Here is a 22,243-nt window from a genome sequence, read left to right on the forward strand (position 1 = left end):
TTAAGCCCTCCTCAATCGTTCCCACAACCGTTGGGCCTGTTCCCGTGCATAGCCCAGAATTTCAGACTCGTCATGGCTGACCAGGCGGCGGTTTTCGACCACGATTCGGCCCTGGGCGATGACCGTGTGGACGTGGACGGCTTCCAGGCCGAAGAGGAAATGGCCGAGCATGTTGTCCGGGGTCATTGGGGTGGGCGTGTCGTAGTCCAGGATGACCAGGTTGTTGGGGCCGTCGCCCGGCGCGTTGACGCGGCGGATCAGTTCGTGGGTGCGGCGCAGGCGGTCGTAGGCTTCGCGGAAGCCCAGGCTTTCGGTGCTTTGCCCGGCGATGAAGGCGGCCTTCAGGGCCCGGAGCATGTCCACGTGCATCCCGTCCGTGCCCAGGATCACCCGGGGGCCGAGGTCGTCGTAGCGTCCCAGGCCGACGTTGTTGTTCAGGTTGGACTCGCTGGCCTGGGCCACGAGGACCGGGGAGCGGCGCAGCAGTTCCCGTTCGGCGGCGTCCAGATGCACGCAGTGGGCCAGCAGGGTTCGCGGTGAGGCCAGGGCCTCGGCGTCGGCCAGGCGTTGGACCACCCGCTTCCCGTATTGCTCCAGGCAATGATTCTGGTCCGCCGGATCCTCGGCCACGTGCAGGTGCAGTCCGGTCTGATATTTTCCGGCCAGGTCCACGGCCCGGGCGAGCAGATCGTCGTCCACGGTGAAGGATGCGTGCAGCCCGACCTGTCCGATTCGCCCGGAAGCAAGGTAGGCCTCGGTTTCGGCCAACCCGGCCTCCTTGACCGCCTCGCCGTCGCGGCAGGACATTTCATAGCATAGCAGGTGCCCCAACCCCACGGCGTCAAAGGCCTTGGCAATGGTTTCCAGGCTGCCCTCCAGGGCAAAGGGGGAGGCGTGGTGGTCCACGACAAAGGTCACCCCGCGCTTGGCGCAGAGCAGGGCCGTGGCCAGGGCGCTGGCCTTGATCATCGGCAGATCCAGGCGCTTGTCCAGCCGCCACCAGACCAGGTCGAGAATCTCCGGAAAATTGGTGGGCGTGCGGGGCGGAGCGGGCATGCCCCGGGCAAAGGTGGAGTACAGATGGTGATGGCCCAGGGCAAAGGAGCGGGTTACCAGCTTCCCGGCGCAGTCCAACTCTTGCTGGTTGTCAGAGAATTGCGGGCGATGGTCCAGGATTTCCAGGCTGCCGTCCGGTCCCGGCGTAACCCGCAGGCAGGCGTCCCGCAGGGTCAGATCGTCCGGGTCCAGCCAGCGGGCATTGGTCAGTAGCAGCTCCATGCGGTGTCTCCTTCGCTATTTTGCGTCAGTGCTCCGACAGGTTCTCCCAGAGGCTCCAGGGGCAGGGTTCGGCGAGGAATACCGTCGTAGCGGTAATAGGCCGCGGCGATGGCCGGGGCCGTGGGAATGGAGCCGATCTCGCCCACGCCCTTGGCCCCGCGAGGTCCTTCCGGGTCGGCGTTGTCCACGGCGATGACCGTGATCCTGGGCATGGCGTCGGCCCTGGGTAGGCCCACGTCCCGGAACTTGTCCGAGGCCAGATGGCCTTTGTCCAGGCGGAGCCGCTCGGACAGGGCCGCGCCCATGCCCATGAGCACCCCGCCTTCGATCTGGCCCTCCAGCATTTGGCGGTTGACCACGGTTCCGGCGTCGTGGGCCGCCACCACTTCCTGGACCTTGCCGTCGGAGGACAGGAGCACCAGGTGGGCCGCGAAGCTGTAGGCCACGTGGCTGCGGAACGTGCCCGGCTCGCCGCCCGGGGCGGTGTCCGTGCACAGATAACGGCCTTCGTAGGTCCGTCCGGCCAGGGCTTCCAGCCCGCCCGCAGCGTTCATATCGGCCTTGATGTGTTCCGCGGCGTCCAACACGGCCCGACCAAGCTGGAAAGTGCCCCGGCTGGCCGTGGTCGCCCCGGCCACGGCTCCGTAGCGGGTGTCTGAGTCCACCATGATTTTTGACAGATCATCGATGCCCAGAACCTCGGCCAGGAACTGGGCGGCCACGGTGTGGATGCCCTGGCCCATCTCGGACCAGCCGTGGTGCAGGACCAGTCGGCCGCCCGGCAGGATTTCCACCCTGGCCAGACATTCTTCCCGCAGCCCGTTGCCGATGCCGCAGTTCTTGATTCCGCAGGACAGCCCGGCCCGGCCGGACTTCCTGACCCGCTTCCAGGGTTCGCGCAGGGCTTCCAGGCAGGCCTTCAGTCCGATGCCCGGTCCCAGAACCTGGCCCGTGGCCACCATCCTGCCCTGGTCCAGGGCGTTGTCGTAGCGGAACTGCCAGGGATCGAATCCGCCGGCCCTGCACAGCCGCTCGACCATGGCCTCCATGGCGAACACGGCCTGGTTCACGCCAAAGCCGCGCATGGCCCCGTTGGGAATGTTGTTAGTAAATACGGCCCGGGATTCGATGTCCACCAACGGGATGTGATAAGCACCGGTTGCATGGGTGGCGGCCCGGGCCATGACCGCCGCGCCAACCGAGGCGTAGGCCCCGGTATCCCCCAGGATGCGCGCCTTAAGGGCCGTGAGTCGGCCTTGGGCGTTGCAACCCGCGGCATAGCTGAGGCGCATGGGATGACGCTTGGGGTGCATGCGCAAGGACTCGGGCCGGGAGAGCTTGACCTTGACCGGGGCCTGGAGCACCCAGGCTGCCAGGGCCGCGTGGTGCTGCACGGTCAGATCCTCTTTGCCGCCAAAGGCTCCGCCGCAATCCACCATGGTCGCCCGGACTTTCTCCTTGGGCAGGTTCAGGACCCGGGCCACGTCGTCCCGGTCGTGATAGATGCCCTGGCCCTGGGTGTAAAAGTGAATCCCTCCGGTGTCCGGGTCCGGCAAGGCCACGGCGCATTCCGGCTCCAGGAAGCCGTGTTCGATGGGCGCGGTGTGGAAGGTCTCCGTGACCACGAAGGCGGAGCCGCGCAGAGCCTCGTCCACGTCGCCGCCCCGGCGCACGGTCTTCACGGCCAACAGATTTCCGGCCTCATGGATATGGATCGGGCTTTGCTCGGCCTGCTCTATGTCGGTCAGCGGCTCCAGGACTTCGTATTCCACCTGGATCAGCGCGGCCGCGGCCCGAGCTTGCTCCCTGGTCCGGGCCACCACGCAGGCCAGCACGTCGGCCACGGTGCGGGTGGTTTCGCCCGTGGCCACATACATGGGCCAGTCTGGAATGATCATGCCCACGGAGCGCTCCCCGGGCACGTCCGCCGCGGTAAGCACGCGGACCACGCCCGGCGCGGCCAGAGCCTGGGTGGTGTCGATGGCCACGACCCGGGCTCGGGGATGGGCGCTGAAATGCAACGCCCCGTGATGCATGCCCGGAAAACGGAGGTCGTCGGTGAACCGCTGCGTGCCCACGGCCCGTTCGAACGCGCCGTAACGGACGACGCTGGAGCCGAGCGCGGGTGGGCCGGGATCGCGCTTGGCGGGTTCCTTCCCGCGCAGAATACTGGCAGCCTCCAGAATTGCGTCAACAATCTTCACGTACCCGGTGCAGCGGCACAGATGCGGACGTACGGCCTTGATCACTTCTTGGGTGGTGGGTTCGGTATTCTGCTCCAACAAGAGTTTGGTCCGGGTCAGAAAACCCGGTGTGCAGAACCCGCACTGCACCGCGCCTTTTTCGGCAAAGGCCCGGCCCAGGACGCGGCGTAAATCTTCCGGAAAGCCTTCCAGGGTCAGGACGCGCTTTCCGGCTACCTTGCGCATGGGCGTGGCGCAGGCAAAAACGGCCCGCCCGTCCACCTCTACCAGGCAGGCCCCGCAGGCCGCCTGACCGGAACAGCCGTCCTTGGCCGCGGTCAGACCCCGGTCCTCCCGCAGCCAGGTGAGCAGGGAGCGTTCCGGGTCGTCGTCGTAGGTCGTTGGGGAGTTGTTCAGGGTGAAATCCATGGTGACGTCCAAGGTTGTTTTGGGGGCTGTTTTTTTTTGAGTTGATGTTCAAGGGGAGGACCGGAGATCCTGGGACTCAACCTCCAGACACAGCTCGATAGCTTCCATGATTCGCGTCATCAGTGTGTTCGGCGATTTCGCTTGGGTATGGCATCCGCGGATGCTCGGCACCGAGGCGACATAATAACCGTCTTCATCCAGCTCAATCAGCACACTGAACACCCTCAGCATTGCAAATCCTCGCTGCATACGGTTGTTTGATCTTTAAGGGGGCGATCTTCGGAACCTTGTTCTCCATAGACTCCAGAGGGGTCGTAAACCAACGGGTATGCTCCGGGACGTTTGATCGAATCCAGGGATAAATCAATATCGAGTTCAGGCCATCTCAAATGCCCCGACCCCTCTTCAATGACGCGAAACACCTTTTGAATGGGAGCTGTCAAGAACCAGGGATATTCATCGTAACCCAGAAAGTATTCCTTCCCGGCATACATGATCCAGAGGCCGAATGGGGAGATGTCGGTCACCTCAGGCTTTGAAATGCTCGTCCCAATGTTTGCGGATTTCACTTTTTTTATCCTCCACAACCATTTCCAGTTCTCTCAACTCTTTCTGGGAGAGGCCATGGCTGATCGCCAATTCGATTTCGGGCTCAAGCCAGAATTTCGCTTCTCCGTCCGGGCTTCGGACATGCACGTGTCGCCGAAATTCTTCGCGTGAGAAAAAGAAGAATCGGTACTGTCTGAAGTGAAAAACGGTTGGGCTCATATGCTGGACCCTTCGCTCGTTCCTCGTCGTCCGCCCTATCCAAGCCCCGCCAACAACCCCACCCGCTCGTTAAACGCCTCAATCAGCCGGTCGATCTCCTCCAGTTGGCGGGGGATGCCGGTCCAGTAGTCCTCGTCGTGCCATTGGGCCTGGATTTCCTCGTAGGTTTTGCCCTGCTGCTCGACCCAGGTGAAGTATTTCAGGTTGTGGACCCGTTTGCGATCCCAGTGGTTCAGTTCCAGGAGGTTGTCCAGACCCTGGCCCAGCAGGTGGCGTTCGAAGGCCACGGCGGCGTCCACGGCGGTGAAGGGGCCGCGCTCGGCGGACAGTTCTTCCAGGCGGCTGCCGTACATTTCCATGGAGTCCGTGGCCACGGTGGCCACCACGTCTTCCGGCCCGAGTTCGAACCATTTGGCGAACTTGGCCGCGGAAATGATGTTCGACCATCCGGAGATGCCGATCAGGTCCAACTGCTCCACCAGGGTCGGAGCCACGCCACGGGAGGTTAGGTACTCGCGTCCGGCCTCTTCGTTGGCCAGACGGATGAGCTGCATGGGGGCCTCGTCGTCAGTGGCCAGGATCATGTCAGTGTTCTTGACGTTGTGTACCCAGGGCACGTGCTTGTCGCCGATGCCCTCGATGCGGTGGTCGCCGAAGCCGTTGAAGAGCAAGGTGGGGCACTGGCTTGCTTCGCAGGCCGCGATTTTCAGGGCCGGAAAGCGGGCTTTGAGGTAGTCCCCGGCGGCCAGGGTTCCGCCGGAGCCGGTGGCCAGGATCAGGCCGCGAATCCGGGAGGGCTTGTCCGTCAGCCCGGTCATGACCTCTTCCAGGGCCGGGCCGGTGATCTCGTGGTGCCAGAGGTAGTTTCCGAACTCGTCGAACTGGTTGAAGATGACCACGTCGTCGCCGGAAGCCCGCAGCTCATGGCATTTGTCGAAAATTGCCTTGACGTTGGATTCCGATCCCGGCGTCTTGATGATCTCTCCGGCCACCTTGGTCAACCACTCGAAGCGCTCCCGGCTCATGCCCTCGGGCAGGATGGCGATGGAGGAGCAGCCCAGCAAGGCCGAATCATAGGCCCCGCCTCGGCAGTAGTTGCCCGTGGAGGGCCAGACCGCCTTCTGGGTGGTGGGGTCGAACTGGCCGGTGACCAGCCGGGGCACTAGGCAGCCGAAGGCCGCGCCGACCTTGTGCGCGCCCGTGGGGAACCACTTGCCGGTGAGGACCACGATTCGGCAGGGCGCGCCGGTCAGCTCCGGCGGCAGAACCAGATGATTGACCCCGCCGAACCCGCCGCCCGAGGCCGTGGGTTCGTTGCGCCAGGTGATCCGGAACAGGTTGGCCGGGTCCAGGTCCCAAAGGCTGAGGCCGGACAGCTTCTCGCGCATGGCCGCGGGGATGGTTTGCGGGTCGCGCATCTGGGAAAAGGTGGGAATGATGATGCCGCGCTCCCGGGCCCGCTCAACGGCCCGGTCCAGCCCGGCTTGATTGATGGTCAGATCGATGGCCGCGGACATGATGAAATCCTTTTTTCGGTAAAGATGTTGGTGAGATTGGTGTTGATGCGTCCGCCCCTTGCGAGGCGGAGCCGGCCCGAGAGTCGGTGAGGATGGATTTTCAGGCAGGCTGTCTCGGGTAGTTACCAGCAGAAGGAGCGTGCTTCAAGCCTCAATGGCTTGGGGAGGGTGGGCCGGAGTTCCTCAGCGTCGTTGAAGGCGAGGCGAACGTCTGTTGAGAAATTCATGCAGGGCGGGTAGGAGTCTCAAGCATGGACAGCACGGCAGCCGTCATTATTTCGGCCAGGAACCGCGCATTGGGGAGATTCGCATCGGTTCCAGGCCTGCTTCCATTTCCCCAGTTCCCGGCATGAGTCAACGGAGCCGGTTATTTCAAACAGTCAGGATGGCAACATGAAATACCAGCCGCCCTTCACAATCACCCCGGAAATTCTGAACCGGGTCGCCGCAATCAGCGAGGCCGTCGGGCGGCTGACCGTACTCACGGACCAAGCCAGGGCGCTCCGATTGAGGCGCATCAATCGCGTCCGCACCATTCATGGTTCGCTGGCCATCGAGGGCAACACCCTGAGCGAGGCGCAGATCAGCGCTATCTTGGAGGGCAAGCGGGTCATCGCCCCACCACGTGAGGTGCAAGAGGTGAAGAATGCGTTGGCCGCCTATGAACATTTCGATACCTGGAAGCCTCGGGTGGAAAAGGACCTGCTGGAGGCGCATCGAATTTTGATGTCCGGCCTTATTGACGAAGCGGGAAGCTACCGACGCGGTGGCGTGGGAGTGATGTCAGGTCAAGAGGTGATACACATGGCGCCACCCGCCGCTCGGGTACCACGGCTGATGGCCGATCTGTTCGCCTGGTTGAGTACTACCGAAGCCCATCCGCTCATTTCCAGCTCCGTCTTTCACTACGAATTCGAATTCATTCATCCCTTTGCCGACGGCAACGGCCGGATGGGGCGGCTGTGGCAGAGTCTGATTCTGACCCGCTGGAATTCCCTATTCGCCGATATCCCGGTGGAAAGCCTGATCTTCGAGCACCAGGAAGAGTATTATCATGTCTTGCGCGAGAGCACCCGCCAGACCGATTCCGCGCCGTTCATCGCCTTTATGTTGCGGATGATTCTGGAGACCTTGACCACCTTCGCCCCCCAAGTCGCCCCCCAAGTCACCCCCCAAGTTGGTGATTTGCTGGCGTTGATTCAGGGCGAGGTGGGCCGAGAAGCGTTGCAACTGGCCCTGGGCCTATCGGACCGAAAATCGTTCCGCGAGCGCTACCTCAAACCGGCCCTGGCCGATGGCCTGATTGAGATGACAATCCCCGGCAAACCCAACAGCCGCCTTCAGAAATACCGCCTGACCGACAAGGGACATCAGGCCGTGATGAACCGATCATGATATCCGTTGGCGCTCTTCGCCGGGATTTCAGCCTATAGATTCCAGCATTTGCTTCCGCTTCAGCGTATATTCCCACCAGCACCGGGGCGCTTCACCGTTCATGAACCGGGTCACGGAGAGAAATACATCTAGTACGCAGGGATCTTGTCGTTTGCCGGTGACGGCCTGAAGACGTTCATACATTTCCAGCGGGTCCAGGCCCTTGAGCTGTTCGGGCCGGTGAACGCCCAAAAGTCGAAGATCCTCAGCCATGGCCCGCCCGATGTTGGGCAGGTCAGTCAGATCGTGGAGACGGTCGCGGTGGACTTTGGCGGGGTGCAAGGGGGGCTCATTATCTGGGTAGGGTTCGGGATTGCGAATAACTTGGCTAGCTATGGCGGAGAATGACGTTGAGCGTGGAAGATGCGGTGGTGGTTCAGCGAGATGTCGAAGCGAGGTCAAAGCAATGTTGGCTTTGGGAAGGATGTTGTAAATGGGCTGAAGTCATGCAACTTGTGAGTGAAAGTAACTAATCCGTGTGTGATTGTGAATTCATTTGAAATGCATTATTGAATAGTTTTTTACTTCCATGTTGTTAAAAATAAAAATATTAATTTATTGTGAAAGGATTCATGGGGTTTTGTCTGCCAAAAAGGAGTTCTTTATAATTTCCTATTTGGCAATATATTTTTTTTTCTCCTTCGAGTTCGTCAAGATATAATTTTTCGTTAATTTCAAGAACCTTTAATGATGTATGAATGTTCATTTTTGTTTTTGAATTTGTCCCTACCTTCATCACAGAGTCTAGAAGTATGTCAAAGTAAGAGTGTAGATTTTCTATCAATGCGTCTATATACGGTAAATTCTGTGCAGAGTGTACTATTTGGTTTCTTGTTATATATATTCTTTGGATGTGCCAAGTTAGTCTTTCTCGGTGGCTTGTGACTGCTTTTCTTATCGACTTATTTGATTTAAAGTTTTCATGACACCAGTGACATCTATATCTTAGTAGTGGATGGTTGGTTAATGATTTGTATAGGCATACTCTTAATTCTTCAAGTTCTTTTGATGTAAGCAATATCAATGTGTTTTTAAAAAAATCATTGCTGTTGTCGAAATCATTGATAAAGTCTTTGATGTTATTTCCAGCATGAAGTAAGCAAACTGAGGTGTATCTAAAAATTTTTTCAACATATGACAAGGATAATGCTGGAAGTATAGAGTTTAGTAGTTGATTAATTCTTGATAAACCTTCATCTTCCTTTGGTGGTGGAAGAAATCCTTCAAGTGCAGCCCAAAGACTGACCAATTGGTTTTCAGATGCTACTGTTTCAGAAGCGGAACGGTGATAATCAAAAGCCTTTTTGAACAGGAAAATAGAGTGTCTATCGAAATAGTGGCCTTTCATAATGTCTATAGTCCTTGAAATATTTTCTTTTGACATTATTCTCGGGGCCATACCTCTAATTATAGGAGCTGGTGGCGGCTTTACTTGAATAAAATTAATATCAGTTATTTTTCGTGCCAAACAAAATGATTGCCACGATAAGTCTGTGTCGTGATTATGAAATTTGCAAATATCGCTAAAGGATTCAATTTTTTGATTACACGATTTTCTAGCCTGAAATCGATCTTTAGCTTTGATTTTATCGAATACTAAAAAAAGAGGGAATTGATCGTTTTGGTCAAAATAGTTTGTATTGTGGTGTCCACACTCAAAATCACGAGATAGTTTGTCAAGCACTTCAAATTTATAAAATTGAGCTTGATCTTTGAATAAATTAAAAGATGAACACCCTCGAAAAATTACAAACCAATCGAAAGAATCACCATCGAAAATTGCTAAAAAATCTTGTATACAATTCGCGTGATCAATACGTTTCGGAGGTGTGTTTCCATTAAAGAAAAAGTTAAATGCCATGAAATATAAAAAATGTTTATCAAATCCATGCAATTCAATCTCTGTTGCGAAGATAGAAGCTAATGATATAATTTTTTTCTTTTCATGTGAGATTTGAATTGAATCAACAATTTTTCTTTTCAAATCATTCCAGTAATTATTGTCGATTTCTGAAAGTAAAGCATCAGCGGTTGAATAAAACTCTTCTGGATCCTTTTTAGATGTATTGAGTTTTGAGTGGTATCCAAGGAATAATTGCTTTCTATCTTCAATTACCGGATCATTTTTTATTCTATTTTCGAGCTCATCTAAAATTGGGATAAGTGCTCCTGGTTTGACTTTTCTATTTAAAACTTCAAATGCTAAAAAGCGTAATTCTAAAATATTAAGGTGTGTATTAAGTGCAGGGGCTTTAAAAGAGTCTAATGTATGGTGGAATAACAACTCTTCTATGGCTTGTGCAAAAACCAATAAGCCCTCAGTATTATTGTTTAAATTCCATTTATATAGGCGAGGTTTACGCATTTTTTCTGATTGTAATTAAATATTTTGAATTGAATCTCGGTCAACTGCGAGCACGATAAGAAAAAAAGTATTTATCCATGTGTCTGCCTGTTTCACCTGCATTATTTTCCATTAACGTAAAGCTCGGAATCCATTCCAAGACGTCTCCTTTCATAGCGAACTAACCTTCGGGCAATGCCTCCAAGACCTGATCCAGACCTCCAATAGGAACCGCCGTCGGCGTAAGGTTTTGGTCTGAGCAAGCCTGGATGGCCGAGGCCACGTCCTTCAAGCCGGAGCCGGTGATCAGCAGGCAGATGGTTTCCTCGGGGGAGAGGTTGCCGGTCTGGGCCGCGGCAAGGGCTCCGGCCAGGGCCGCGGCGCCTGCCGGTTCGGCGAAGACGCCGGTGTTGCGGGCCAGGGTGGGGATGGCTTGGAGGATGGTTGGGTCGTCGACTTTGATGAACGCGCCGTGGGTTTCCCGGACCGCGGCCAGGGCCTTGAGGCGGTCGCGGGGCAGGCCGGCGGAGATGGAGTCGGCTACGGTGTGGGCCGGGATGGCGGGTTTGGTCAGGGGGTCTTCGTTGTTGTGCCAAGCCTGGTGGAGGTAGTCGCTGCCCGCGGCCTGGACGCCCATCAGCCGGGGCAGGCGGGTGGTCAGGCCCAGGGCCTTGAGGTCGGCGAAGCCTTTGTGCAGGCCGCCGATGATGCAGCCGTCGCCCACACCCACGAAGACCCGGTCCGGCACTTCCCAGCCGGATTGTTCGGCGATTTCGAAGGCTGCGGTCTTTTTGCCCTCGGTCATGAAGGGGTTGTAGGCGGTGTTGCGGTTGTACCAGGGGCGGACCCGGCAGGCGGCCATGCACAGATCGAAGGCGTCGTCGTAGCTGCCCTGCACGGTGAAGACCCGGGCTCCGAAGGCCAGCAACTGGGCCACCTTGGCCTGGGGGGCCGAGGCCGGGACGAAGATCACGCAGTTCAGGTTCATGGACGCGGCCATGCCGGCCAGGGCCGCGGCGGCGTTGCCCGTGCTGGCGCAGGCCACGGTGGTCAGGCCCATGGCCCGAGCCTGGGCCGCGGCCAGGGCGCTGGCCCGGTCCTTGAGCGAGGCCGTGGGCTGGCGGGTTTCGTCCTTGATCAGAACACGGGCCACGCCAAGCAGCCTAGCCAGGCGCGGGGACTCGTACAGGGGCGTCCAGCCCGTGACCAGGGGCGGGGTTTCGGCGTCCAGGGGCAGGGGCAGGAGGGAGCGGTAGCGCCACAGGGTTTGGGGGCCCCGGGCCAGGGCTTCCGGGGTGAACGCGGAGCGGGCCGCCTGATAGTCGTAGCGCAGGTCCAGGATGCCCTCGTTTTCGAGTTCTCCGGCGTGGTCGGGGCAGACGTAGCCCATGTCTCGAGGGGCGACGGTCTTGCCGCAGATTCGGCAGACGGCGTGGGTGACGAAAGGGCCTTGGGGAAACGGCGCAGTGGCAGGGTGGTCGGCGGTCATGGAAGCGTCCTTTGCGAGCGCGGTCAACTCCGGAAGGCCCAGCCCGTGGTCCGCTTTTCCAGGGCCGCGAAGATGGCGTACATCCCGATGCCCATGGCCGCGATGACGATCAGCCCGGCAAAGACCAGGGGCACGTTGAACCGGGCGCTGGCGGACATCATCAGGTAGCCGATGCCCTCGTTGGAGGCCACGGTTTCGGAGATCACCGAACCGACGAAGGCCAGGGTCACGGCGATCTTCAACGAGGCGAAGAAGTAGGGCATGGAATTGGGGATGCCCACCTTGAGCAGGATGGTCAGCTTGGACGCCCCCAGGACCCGGAGCACGTCTTCCAGCTCCGGCTCGATGGTGGCCAGGCCGGTGGCCACGTTGACCACCACGGGAAAGAAGGAGATCAGAAAGGCGGTGATGATCGCCGGGACCGTGCCGATGCCGAACCAGATCACCAGCAGGGGCACCAGGGCCACCTTGGGCACGGAGTTGAAGCCGATCAGGATCGGGTAAAAGGCCCGGTAGAGCAGTTTGGACGACCCGATGATCACGCCCACGAGCATGCCGAAAACCACGGCCAGGCCGAACCCGGCCAGGGTGGTGTAGAGGGTCTGCAAGGCGTGCTTGCTGATGGGGCCGGCGAACTCGTATCCGGCCATCACGGCCTCGCTGGGCGGAGGCAGGATGTAGCTGGGGATTTTGGCCAGCCGGGAGACGGCTTCCCAGGCCACGAACATGGCCACGGTGACGATCACCGGGGAAAAACGTTCCAGGTTTTTACGCAGTGGGGACATCGGCGATTCCTTGGGGGCCGTCGCAGCGCACGCGTTCGATGTGGCCGCGCAGCTCGTGGACGATGTCCACGAAGGCCGGTTCGTAGCAGGTTTCCAGGGTGCGTGGTCCGGGCAGGTCCACGCGGCGGCTGTGGACGATGCGTCCGGGACGGCTGCTCATCACGTGGACCGTGTCCGCCAGAAACACGGCTTCGCGCAGGTCGTGGGTCACCAGGACCACGGTGAGCTGCTTGGCGCGGCGCAGATCGGCCAGCACGCACCACAATTCCTCACGGGTGAAGGCGTCCAGGGCCCCGAAGGGCTCGTCCAGCATCAGCAGCCGGGGATCGTGGATCAGGGCGCGGCAGAGATTGGCCCGCTGGCGCATGCCGCCGGAGAGTTCCCAGGGTTGCTTGGATTCGTAGGGCGCCAGGCCCACGGTCCGCAGCAGGTTGCGGGCCCGTTCCAGATAGGCGGGCTTCTCCTTGCGGAGTCGGCTCCGGTGGGGCTCAACGATCTCCAGGGGGAGCATGATGTTGCGCAGGGTGTCGCGCCAGGGCAGGAGGGTGGGGTTCTGGAAGGCCATGCCCACGAAGGACAGCGTGCCGCCGACCCGGTCGCCGTCCACGAAGACCGCGCCCCGTGTCGGGGGCATCAGGCCGGTGACCAGCTTGAGCAGGGTGGATTTGCCGCACCCGGACGGGCCGACCACGGCCACGAAGTCCCCTTCGCGGATATCCAGGTTCAGCCCCTGGACGGCCAGGCTCTCGGCGTCCTCGCCATAGGCCAGGTCAACGTCTTTTATTTCAACGAACAGGCCCGCACGGCCGGTTTGGCCGTGCGGGTCCGCGTGATCTGCTTGCGATGTCATGGATTGAAGAATCGCCCTTTAGAAGATGGACCGGGTTTCTTGATCGGGCAGAAAGGATCGGTCGAAAACAGCCTCAGGAGCGGGCGTTGTGGAAAGACCAAAGGCGTTGACCACTTCGGCGATGGCCTTGACCAGGCGCTCGTCGTCCACGTCGCCCATGCCGTTGGCCGCGGCGTAGTCCGTGGCCACGCTGGTTTCGATGGCCAGCTTCAGGCGCCGGGTTTCCAGGTCCACGTCGATCAGCCCGTCCCGTTCGCGGACATAGGCGATGGCTGCGGCGGGGTCTTCCAGGGTTTCGGCCCAGCCTCGAACCACGGCGCGCAGGAAACCTTTGACCGCTTCGGACTGGGCGGCCAGTTGCGGGGAGACGATGATGGCGTTGCCGTACAGATTGACGCCGTAGTCCGGATACAGAAAGACCGTCAGTTCGTCGGCGGGAATGCCCAGGTTGTCCAGGTTGAGCAGGCTGGTGAAGTAGAAGCCGGAGATGGCGTCCACCTGGCCGCGCAGCAGCATGGGTTCGCGCAGGGGCGGGTCCATGGAGGTCCAGTTCACGGCATCGGCATCCAGGCCGGTGGCCGCGGCAAAGGCGGAAAAGGTCTTGCGCGGGGAGTCGAAGACCGGCGCGCCCAGGGTCTTGCCGGCCAGGTCCGCCGGGGTCTGGATGCCGCTTTCCTTTTTCGTGAAAATGGCGAAGGGCGGGTGGTCGTAGATCATGAACACGGCCTTCAGGGCCTGGTCCGGGTTGTTCACGTTGAACTCGATCATGGCGTTGATGTCCGCGAAGCCGACATCATAGGCCCCGGATGCGACCCGGTTCACGGCTCCGGCCGAGCCGGTTCCGGAGTCGATGGTCACGTTCAGCCCTTCCTCGGCGAAGTAGCCGCGGGCATGGGCCAGGAGGTAGGGCGCGATGGGCCCCTCGAACTTCCAGTCCAGGGTGAAGCGGATGGGGGTCTGGGCCGAGGCGGATGCGGCCAGAAAAAAGAACAGGCACAGCGCGGACAAACACAGGGTGATGCGGGAAGACAGCGAAGACAGGGTCTTGAGCATGGGTTCCTCCAGACGGAAGCTTTTTGGGGTGAGGGCCTGGGCGACGAACGCGGTCGCCGGGTCTGACTGCCGGGTTGCCGTGCGCGGAATCCGGCGACGAAAAGCACCACAAGCAACGGCTGTGCCATGGTTGGAATCCAGCGGTTTTCATAGATGTTCTTGGTTTCGCCGGGTTCCGCGTCGAACTCTTGCGCGTTGGGAATCTTTCAAAAAACGTGCATTTTTGCAAGGTCGGATTACAAAAACGGCAGGACGAATCCGTCTAAATTAATGAATGCTTCAGGTTTTTTTGTTCTCTGTAAAAAATTATAATTCCAGAATAGTAGGTTGTAGTGTGTCCACGGGGATTCCCAGTGTGGGCCTGCGATCATCGAAATCGAAATCGCTATCGAAATCGGAAAGTTGCCAGGAATCGATTTCGATCACGGCTTCGATTTCGATACCGATCAAGAGCACCTGTGGCTCAAGAACAAATCTGCCCCTGATAGATGCTTCATGGGCGGTTGACTCCGGTCCGGCTCTCGGATAGTGGCATACGTTTTCGTTTTGTTTCTTGAAGCCTCAAGTCCGGATACCCCATGTTCGACAGTTTAGCGGATCGTCTGCAATCCGTCTTCAAAAAAATCCGCGGTCACGGCCGATTGGATGAGAAGAGCGTCCAGGAAGGCTTGCGCGAGGTGCGTCTGGCCTTGCTGGAAGCGGACGTCAATTTCAAGGTCGTCAAGGACTTCGTGGAACGGGTCCGGGAACGGGCCATGGGCCAGGACGTCCTGGGCAGCCTGACGCCCGGTCAGCAGGTAGTCAAGATCGTCCACGATGAAATGGTCGACTTGCTGGGCGGCGAGCATCTGGGATTGCAACTCCAGGGCAAGCCGCCGGTGGTCATCATGCTGGTCGGTTTGCAGGGCTCGGGAAAGACGACCACCGCGGCCAAGCTGGCCCTGCACCTGCGCCGTCTGAAGCGTTCTCCCTTCCTGGTCCCCGCGGACGTCTACCGCCCCGCCGCCATTGATCAGCTCCACAAGCTGGCCTCCCAACTGGACGTTCCGGCTTTTGCCTCCACCGCCCAGATGCGGCCCGTGGACATCTGCCTCCAGGCTCGGGACGAGGCGGCCCTCAAGGGCTTGGACGTTCTCCTGGTGGACACGGCCGGGCGGTTGCACATCGATGCGCCGCTGATGGATGAGCTGGTGGCCGTGAAGCAGGCCTTGAGTCCTCAGGAAATTCTCTTCGTGGCCGATGCCATGACCGGTCAGGACGCAGTCAACGTGGCGGTCAAATTCGATGAGCTTCTGGATTTGTCCGGCATCGTGCTGACCAAGATGGAAGGCGACGCCCGTGGCGGCGCGGCCCTGTCCATCAAGTCCGTGACCGGCAAGCCGATCAAGTTCGTGGGCATGGGCGAAAAGGTCAGCGACTTGGAGGCTTTTCATCCGGACCGCGTGGCTTCGCGCATCCTGGGCATGGGCGACATCCTCTCGCTGATTGAAAAGGCCCAGGGCTCCATAGATCAGGATGAAGCCGAAGCCCTGCAGAAAAAGATGCAGAAGGCCGAGTTCAACCTGGAGGATTTTCGCGTCCAGATGCGCCGGTTGCGCAAGCTCGGTTCCCTGGAGGGGATGCTCAAGCTGATTCCGGGCATGGGCGACCTGCGCAAGCAGCTTGGCGAGATGAAGATGCCGGAAAAAGAGATGGGCCGCATGGAGGCGATCATCAACTCCATGACCCCGGGGGAGCGCAAGAACCCCAAGGTGATGAACGCGAACCGCAAGCTCCGGGTGGCCAAAGGCAGCGGCGTAAAAGTCCAGGATGTGAACGCGCTGTTGAAAAATTTCGAACAGATGCAGAAGATGATGAAGAAAATGACCAGCGGGGGAGGTCTTGGAGGCATGAAGATGCCCTCCGGCCCCGGAGGGCTGAGCTTGCCCGGCGGTCTGGGCGGGCCGGGCGGACCGAGTGGCCTGGGGCTTCCCGCTGGCATGCCGAAAACCGGGACCAAGTCCGCGACCAAGAAGAAAAAGGAACGGCGCAAGAAAAAACGCCGCTGAGATCACCGGCGCAATCCACGCCCCCATTTCACGACACCATTTCAGATCAACTTGAAGAGAGGAACGCAGCAATGGCAATGAGAATCAGACTGACCCGGATGGGCTCCAAGAAGAAGCCGTTTTACCGCATCGTGGCCCTGAACAGCGAAACCCGCCGCGACGGCCGCGCTTTGGATTTTCTCGGCTACTACAACCCGATGAAAGAGCCCAACGAATTGAAGATCGACACCGACAAGGTCCGCGAATGGATGGCCAAGGGCGCCAAGCCCACGGACACGGTTCGTTCGCTGTTGGCCAGGGTGGGCTTCAATCAAGCCCAGGCCTAACAGTTCGTTGATAAACGCCCGCCGGCCGCGTGTTTCAAGCGTCGCGGGCCTTTGCGTTTTTTTGAGCTGTTCCACGGCGATGAGCTTTTACGGAGTGAAGACGGCATGAAGGAACTCATCGAGTACATTGCCACGTCCTTGGTGGATCAGCCCGAGGCCGTGCAGGTTTCCCTGGTGGAGGGCGAGCAGTCTTCCGTGGTGGAGCTGCGCGTGGCCAAGGAAGATCTGGGCAAGGTGATCGGCAAGCAGGGTCGGACGGCCAAGGCCCTGCGTACGATTCTCGCCGCCGCCTCGGCCAAGGCCGACAAGCGGGTGGTGCTGGAAATCATCGAGTAGGCGGGTTCACGATGTCCGGGCAAGCGTTGGTCCTGGTCGGAAAAGTGATCAAGCCGCACGGTTTGGCAGGGGAGTTCAGTGTCAAAGTGCACGTGGACTCCCCTGATTTTTTTGCCCATGTCCCACGCCTGTACCTGCGCGGTGCCCCCGGAGAACGTCCGCGTCCCGTGGCCGTGACCTCCTGGAGAATGCACAACGCACGGCTTCTGCTGCGCCTGGACCAGATCCAGGGGCGTGATGAAGTGGAGCAGGTGCGCGGGGCGGAGTTGCTGGCGCGCCGCGAGGATCTGCCCGATCGTTCGGATGAGGACATTTTCATTCAGGAACTGATCGGCATGCGGGTGCTGCTGCCTTCCGGCGAGGTGTTGGGCCGGATCGAGAACGTCAACTTCGGTGCCGGTGCCGGTACCGGAGTCGGCCAGGAGATCTGGAGCATCCGGACCGGGTCGCGCCGGGAAGTACTCTTTCCGGCGCACCAGGATTTCGTCCTGGACGTGGACCTGGCCGCGGCCACGGTGCGCATCGATCCGCCGCCTGGGCTGTTGGAATTGTATCTGGGGGAAGAAGGGTAGGGTTAGGGTTCAGAATTCAGAATTCAGGATTCAGGATTCAGGATTCTGAATTCGGAGGGACTTGGAAGCGATTCCTTGTTCCTGAGTCGTAATCCTTAACGTGCACGTGAAGGTTCACGTACACGGATATCCCGAGTTTTGTGATTCGTTGGGATACTCTTTCCCAGGATGGCGGCATGCGGTTCAACATTGTCACGCTTTTTCCGGAGTTTTTCGCTTCGGCCCTGCACTGTGGCCTGCTGGGCAAGGCCCTGGAGCAGGAGACGGTCACGGTTCGGTTGATCAATCCCCGAGATTTCGCCGTGGACCGGCATCGCAGTGTGGACGACCGGCCCTATGGTGGCGGGCCGGGCATGGTCATGACCTTGCCGCCGTTGGTTGCTGCCCTGCGGTCCCTGGAAGTACCTGGGGAAGCGCCCGGCAGGATGGTCCTGCTGTGCCCCAAGGGCCGCCCACTGGATCACGCCCTGGCCGCTTCCCTGGCCGAAGAACCGGTCGTGACCCTGATCTGTGGACGGTACGAGGGCATCGACCACCGTTTGGAGTCCCTGTTTCCCCTGGAAAAGGTCAGCGTGGGCGGCGTGGTCCTCAATGGCGGGGAGACGCCCGCCCTGCACGTCCTGGAAGCGGTCTCCCGGCTCTTGCCCGGATTCATGGGGCATGAGGAGTCTCCCGCGGACGAAAGTTTCGTGCGCGGCCTGCTGGAGTATCCGCACTATTCCAGGCCGGAGGTTTTTGAAGATTTGCGGGTGCCGGAGATTTTGCTGTCCGGGGACCATGCCAAGGTCGCGGCCTGGCGGCGGGATGAGGCCCTGCGGACCACCCTGGAGTCGCGCCCGGACCTGCTGCCCAGGGCCGCGCTGGAGGCCGGAGACGTCCGGACCTTGCGGGAGCTGGTCAAGGAACGGCGACGGGCGGCCAGAAACTGTTTCCTGGCCCTGGTCCATGCTCCGGTCCTGAACAAGTTCGGGCAGAGCGGGGCGGTTTCTTTGACAAATCTGGACATCCACGATATTGCCCGCTGTTCTCGTACGTACGGCTTGGGGGGGTATTTCATCTGCACCCCCTTGCGGGACCAACAGCAGTTGGCCGATCGTCTGCTGGACCACTGGCTGAGCGGGCCGGGGGCCGCGGCAAACCCGGATCGGGGAGAGGCGCTGCGCTTGGTGCGCGTCGTGGACGGCCTGGAACAGGCCGTGGACGCGGTGGCCGAACGCTGTGGCAAGCGGCCGGTGCTGGTGGCCACTTCGGCCCGGGGCGCGGGGAGCATGACCTATCCTCAAGCCCGCGACCTGCTGGAGGACCAGCCGGTCTTGTTGGTCCTGGGCACGGGGTACGGGCTGGCCCCGGAGGTGTTGGAACACTGCGTCGGAACACTGCGCCCGGTGCGCTGTTTCAGCGACTACAACCATCTTTCGGTACGCGCCGCCGCGGCCATTATGCTGGACCGGATTCTGGGCGACGACGGCTGATGTCCGGTCCGGTTTATTTCTCTTTGCTTTCGAAGATGGAGTATTGGTTCAACTTGGTATTGTCGTCAGGATCGAAATCGAAATCGAAATCGGTATCGAAAGAGTTTCATGGTTTCATTGTTTGTTCGATTGCGATTGCGATTGCGATTTCGACCCCGATCATGCACTGGCTCTTTGTGATACATTGAGCGCAAGTGAGAGTTTGTTCGGACGCAAATACATTTACTTGATTCATAAGGAGACGTGGTCATGGATTTGATGAAAAAGATCGAATATTCCCAGATGCGCATGGACATCCCGCAGTTCAAGGCCGGAGACACGGTCAAGGTGCATGTCCGGATCATCGAAGGGGACAAGGAACGGATTCAGATGTTCGAGGGCGTGGTGCTCTGTCGGCATCGCGGCACCACCAACGCCACCTTCACCGTGCGCAAAATGTCCGATGGGATCGGCGTGGAGCGTATTTTCCCCCTGCATTCCCCCTTCATCGAGCGCGTGGAAGTTCTCAGCGAGGGCCGGGTCCGTCGCAGCCGGATTTTCTACCTGCGCAAGCTCCGGGGCAAGGCCAGTCGGATCAAGTCCAAGAACGCCTGGGACAACTAGGTTTGTTTCATGCCCGGGCCAACGAATCGGCCCGCGGACGGGCGACTGTCTGGGAGCTTTTCCGGCCTCCTGGCCGGTGAAGAAACGGTGCGCTGCCTCGGTTTGACCGCCGGGTTGGACGAGGCCGGGCGGGGATGCCTGGCCGGCCCGGTGGTGGCCGCGGCGGTGATTCTTCCTGAGTCGTACGATCTGCCCGGCCTGACCGATTCCAAGAAACTCCGAGCCGAGGCGCGGGAGTGTCTGGCCCGTGCCGTTCGTGATCAGGCCGCGGCCTGGTCCCTGGGACTGGCTTGGCCGCGGGAAATCGAGCGGGTGAACATCCTGCGGGCTTCCCTGCTGGCCATGACCCGGGCGGTGCGCACCCTGAAGGTGCACCCGGAAGCGTTGATCGTGGACGGGCCGCATCGGGTTCCCCTGGACATGCCCCAGCAGGCGGTGGTCAGGGCGGACGCCACGGTTCCGGCTGTTTCCGCCGCCTCCATCCTGGCCAAGACCTTTCGCGACAAACTCCTGACCTTTCTGGACCGCCGCCATCCGGGCTACGACCTGGCGATCCACAAAGGCTACCCCACGGCCCGACACCTGGAGGCCCTGCGGCGTCTCGGACCGGCTCCGGTGCACCGGCTGACCTTCAAGGGCGTTTTGGCCGCCACCGGCCGGGATGCTCGGCGGGAACAGCTATGGTTGCCGGGCATCTGAGACAGGGACAGGCCGGCGAGGATGCCGCTGTTCAGTTGCTGAAAGAGAAGGGGTTTCAGATTCTGGAACGCAACTGGCGCTGTCAATCCGGCGAAGTGGACGTTATCTGTCAGGACCGGGACACCGTGGTGTTCGTCGAAGTCCGAACCCGAGGGGCTTGCCCCCGCACCTCTCCGGCCCAGAGCGTGAACCGCTCCAAAATCACCAAGCTGACCCGGGCCGCCAGCTACTATCTCAGCCGGCGCGACTGGTGGGAGCGGCCATGCCGATTCGACGTGGTCGCGGTGATCCACACCGCCCAGGGACACCGACTGGAGCACATTCCTGATGCCTTTTCCTTCCCCCAGACTCTGGGTCGTGGCCGGAACCCTTGGCAACCCTGGTGACTTTTCACCCCGGGCCAAAGAGGTCCTGGAAGGCGCGGATCTGATTCTGGCCGAGGACACCCGCCGGGCCGGGTTGTTCTTTCAGCGCCACGGCGTGACCCCCAAGGGAACCCTGCGCAGTTTTTTCGAGCACAATGAACAGGACCGGATTCCCTCGGTCCTGAGCGTTTTGGAGCAGGGGCGCGACGTGGCCCTTATTTCCGACGCCGGAACACCGCTGATCGGCGACCCGGGATACCGTCTGGTCCGAGCCTGTCGCGACGCCGGGATCCCGGTCTCTCCGGTCCCCGGTCCCTGCGCCCCGGTGGCCGCTTTGTGCGCTTCCGGCCTTCCTCCCTCTCCGTTCACCTTCCTGGGTTTTTTGCCTCGCCAGGCCGGGGATCAAAAACGGTTGTTTCTCTCGTGGGCCGAAGCGGCCACCACCCTGATTTTTTTCGAGCGCAACTCCCGGCTGCGCGACACCCTGGAAACGGTCCTGGAATGCCTGGGACCACGGGAGCTTTGCCTGGCCCGCGAATTGACCAAGGAGCATGAGCAGATTATTCTGGGACGTTTGGAAAGCCATCAGGACATGGAGTGGGATCCTCGCGGCGAGGTGACCGTGCTCGTCGGCCCGCCGGAAGCTCCGGAGAAGACCTTAGACGTGGATGTGGACCAGATGCTGTCGGAAGAGATGCTGACCGGCCCGCCAAAGCAGATAGCCGCTCGGGTCGCTGCCAGGGCTCATGGATGGTCTTCCAAGGAGGTCTACGCCAGGTTGATGGCCCTGGCCCGGGCCGCTCCCACCTCGAGGACCTCATGACACCCCCCATGGTCACCCCCAATAGCACACCCAGGACCACGCCTGGCACGCTTCCCTCCTCCCTCAGCTTCCGGGTCATGCTGCGCACGTTCCTGCGCACCTACCTCGTGGGTGCCAACTACAACACCCGAGGAATGCAGAACGTCGGCCTGGCGCTGGCCTTGGAGCCCGGTCTGACCGTCATTCACCGCAATTCCCAGGAGTTGCGCAAAGCCCGGCGTCGGTCTCTGCAACACTACAATACCCATCCCTTTTGGACGCCGCTTCTGGCGGGCATTTTCTTGTCTCTGGAACGGGACATCGCCCGGGGAGTGTTGCCGCCGCCCATGTTGCAACGGGTCAAGAACACCACGACCTACACCCTGTCAGCCCTGGGCGACTCTTTTTTCAGCGGCGCGGCCCTGGTTTTTTGCGTCCTGGTTCTGACGCTGCTGCTTGTCCTCGGATGGACGGGATTGGCGTGGACGTGGCTGGTCTGCTGTTTTCTGGGCGTGCAGGTGTTCAAGCTCGCGACCTTTGTCGGTGGATTTCGGGAGGGCATCGCGTTTTTGAGTCGGCTGAAACGCTGGAACCTGATCAACTGGGGACAGCGCATCAAGCTGATCAACGCCGGACTGTTGCTTCTGCTTTGGTGGCGGCTCTGGGCCGAGATGCGCGTCGAGGGCGGCCCGGAATGGGTGTGGATTTTCTGGACCGTGGCGGTGCTGTGCTGTGCTTTTGGTTATTTCCGGTTGCGCGTGTCCAGGGTCTGGTTCGTGTTGGCCTTTCTCGCAGTCTGGATCGGGCTTTGGACCGCCTGGAGCGGGCTGTGAGGCAGGGTTTAGGATTCAGAATTCAGGATTCAGAATTCAGGAGTTAGAAGTTGGGAG

General features: G+C 60.0%; 22 protein-coding genes. 11 read left to right on the forward strand and 11 right to left on the reverse strand.

Features of this window, described 5'->3' with window-relative positions:
- The 5 genes from AC559A_RS13155 to AC559A_RS13175 form a co-directional block, all read right to left on the reverse strand.
- Positions 1-1,278 (reverse strand): amidohydrolase family protein, encoded by a 1,278-nt coding sequence (locus tag AC559A_RS13155; RefSeq protein WP_498818259.1) that lies wholly within the window; start codon positions 1,276-1,278, stop codon positions 1-3.
- Positions 1,263-3,890, reverse strand: coding sequence for a selenium-dependent xanthine dehydrogenase (xdh, locus tag AC559A_RS13160; protein WP_498818260.1), 2,628 nt, complete (start codon positions 3,888-3,890; stop codon positions 1,263-1,265). The genes AC559A_RS13155 and xdh overlap by 16 nt, the downstream gene beginning before the upstream one ends.
- Positions 3,891-4,114: 224 nt before the next feature.
- Entirely contained in the window at positions 4,115-4,459 is a 345-nt protein-coding gene (locus AC559A_RS13165; RefSeq protein ID WP_498818261.1) for a DUF2442 domain-containing protein, read from the reverse strand.
- Positions 4,419-4,658 carry a DUF4160 domain-containing protein gene (locus AC559A_RS13170; RefSeq protein ID WP_498818262.1) on the reverse strand — a complete coding sequence of 80 codons (240 nt, stop codon included), beginning with the start codon at positions 4,656-4,658 and terminating at the stop codon, positions 4,419-4,421. The genes AC559A_RS13165 and AC559A_RS13170 overlap by 41 nt, the downstream gene beginning before the upstream one ends.
- 35 nt (positions 4,659-4,693) lie before the next feature.
- The gene (locus AC559A_RS13175; RefSeq protein WP_498818263.1) at positions 4,694-6,175 is read right to left on the reverse strand and encodes a pyridoxal-phosphate dependent enzyme; all 1,482 of its coding nucleotides are present in this window, start codon (positions 6,173-6,175) and stop codon (positions 4,694-4,696) included.
- Positions 6,176-6,568: 393 nt separating this feature from the next.
- Between AC559A_RS13175 and AC559A_RS13180 the strand changes: the two genes are divergently transcribed.
- Positions 6,569-7,570: a Fic family protein gene (locus tag AC559A_RS13180; protein WP_498818264.1), complete on the forward strand. Its 1,002-nt coding sequence runs from the start codon at positions 6,569-6,571 to the stop codon at positions 7,568-7,570.
- A 27-nt stretch (positions 7,571-7,597) separates the two neighbouring features.
- Here the strand turns inward: AC559A_RS13180 and AC559A_RS13185 are convergent, their stop codons facing one another.
- The 6 genes from AC559A_RS13185 to AC559A_RS13210 form a co-directional block, all read right to left on the reverse strand.
- A complete protein-coding gene (locus AC559A_RS13185; RefSeq protein ID WP_498818265.1) occupies positions 7,598-7,891 on the reverse strand; it encodes a helix-hairpin-helix domain-containing protein in 294 nt (97 codons plus the stop codon).
- 268 nt (positions 7,892-8,159) lie between these two features.
- Positions 8,160-9,974 (reverse strand): hypothetical protein, encoded by a 1,815-nt coding sequence (locus AC559A_RS13190; RefSeq protein WP_498818266.1) that lies wholly within the window; start codon positions 9,972-9,974, stop codon positions 8,160-8,162.
- Positions 9,975-10,134: 160 nt separating this feature from the next.
- Positions 10,135-11,442 carry a threonine synthase gene (thrC, locus tag AC559A_RS13195; protein WP_498818267.1) on the reverse strand — a complete coding sequence of 436 codons (1,308 nt, stop codon included), beginning with the start codon at positions 11,440-11,442 and terminating at the stop codon, positions 10,135-10,137.
- Between the two features lie 23 nt (positions 11,443-11,465).
- On the reverse strand, positions 11,466-12,227 hold the full coding sequence (locus AC559A_RS13200; protein WP_028573441.1) for an ABC transporter permease: 762 nt from the start codon (positions 12,225-12,227) through the stop codon (positions 11,466-11,468).
- Positions 12,211-13,077, reverse strand: coding sequence for an ABC transporter ATP-binding protein (locus tag AC559A_RS13205; RefSeq protein WP_051434810.1), 867 nt, complete (start codon positions 13,075-13,077; stop codon positions 12,211-12,213). The genes AC559A_RS13200 and AC559A_RS13205 overlap by 17 nt, the downstream gene beginning before the upstream one ends.
- A gap of 18 nt (positions 13,078-13,095) precedes the next feature.
- Positions 13,096-14,130: an ABC transporter substrate-binding protein gene (locus tag AC559A_RS13210; RefSeq protein WP_498818268.1), complete on the reverse strand. Its 1,035-nt coding sequence runs from the start codon at positions 14,128-14,130 to the stop codon at positions 13,096-13,098.
- 578 nt (positions 14,131-14,708) lie between these two features.
- Here AC559A_RS13210 and ffh point away from each other — a divergent pair.
- The 10 genes from ffh (at position 14,709) to AC559A_RS13260 (ending at position 22,186) form a co-directional block, all read left to right on the forward strand.
- Positions 14,709-16,178: a signal recognition particle protein gene (gene ffh, locus AC559A_RS13215; protein WP_028573443.1), complete on the forward strand. Its 1,470-nt coding sequence runs from the start codon at positions 14,709-14,711 to the stop codon at positions 16,176-16,178.
- Between the two features lie 71 nt (positions 16,179-16,249).
- Positions 16,250-16,504, forward strand: a complete 255-nt coding sequence (gene rpsP, locus AC559A_RS13220; protein WP_028573444.1) for a 30S ribosomal protein S16 — start codon at positions 16,250-16,252, stop codon at positions 16,502-16,504.
- 105 nt (positions 16,505-16,609) lie between these two features.
- Positions 16,610-16,840: a KH domain-containing protein gene (locus AC559A_RS13225; RefSeq protein ID WP_028573445.1), complete on the forward strand. Its 231-nt coding sequence runs from the start codon at positions 16,610-16,612 to the stop codon at positions 16,838-16,840.
- An 11-nt stretch (positions 16,841-16,851) separates the two neighbouring features.
- Entirely contained in the window at positions 16,852-17,412 is a 561-nt protein-coding gene (rimM, locus tag AC559A_RS13230) for a ribosome maturation factor RimM (protein ID WP_498818269.1), read from the forward strand.
- 176 nt (positions 17,413-17,588) lie between these two features.
- Complete coding sequence (trmD, locus tag AC559A_RS13235; protein WP_498818270.1) at positions 17,589-18,884, forward strand: tRNA (guanosine(37)-N1)-methyltransferase TrmD; 1,296 nt, start codon at positions 17,589-17,591, stop codon at positions 18,882-18,884.
- Between the two features lie 249 nt (positions 18,885-19,133).
- The gene (rplS, locus tag AC559A_RS13240) at positions 19,134-19,487 is read left to right on the forward strand and encodes a 50S ribosomal protein L19 (RefSeq protein WP_028573449.1); all 354 of its coding nucleotides are present in this window, start codon (positions 19,134-19,136) and stop codon (positions 19,485-19,487) included.
- A 9-nt stretch (positions 19,488-19,496) separates the two neighbouring features.
- Entirely contained in the window at positions 19,497-20,186 is a 690-nt protein-coding gene (rnhB, locus tag AC559A_RS13245; protein ID WP_498818271.1) for a ribonuclease HII, read from the forward strand.
- Entirely contained in the window at positions 20,168-20,572 is a 405-nt protein-coding gene (locus tag AC559A_RS13250) for a YraN family protein (protein WP_498818272.1), read from the forward strand. Before rnhB ends, AC559A_RS13250 begins: the two co-directional genes overlap by 19 nt.
- Positions 20,514-21,374, forward strand: coding sequence for a 16S rRNA (cytidine(1402)-2'-O)-methyltransferase (gene rsmI / locus AC559A_RS13255; RefSeq protein ID WP_498818273.1), 861 nt, complete (start codon positions 20,514-20,516; stop codon positions 21,372-21,374). The genes AC559A_RS13250 and rsmI overlap by 59 nt, the downstream gene beginning before the upstream one ends.
- The gene (locus tag AC559A_RS13260) at positions 21,371-22,186 is read left to right on the forward strand and encodes a PTS system mannose/fructose/sorbose family transporter subunit IID (protein WP_498818274.1); all 816 of its coding nucleotides are present in this window, start codon (positions 21,371-21,373) and stop codon (positions 22,184-22,186) included. Before rsmI ends, AC559A_RS13260 begins: the two co-directional genes overlap by 4 nt.
- The last annotated feature ends 57 nt before the right edge of the window (positions 22,187-22,243 follow it).

The organism is Desulfonatronum zhilinae (genome assembly GCF_900182865.1).
In the GTDB taxonomy this organism is placed as follows: domain Bacteria; phylum Desulfobacterota; class Desulfovibrionia; order Desulfovibrionales; family Desulfonatronaceae; genus Desulfonatronum; species Desulfonatronum lacustre.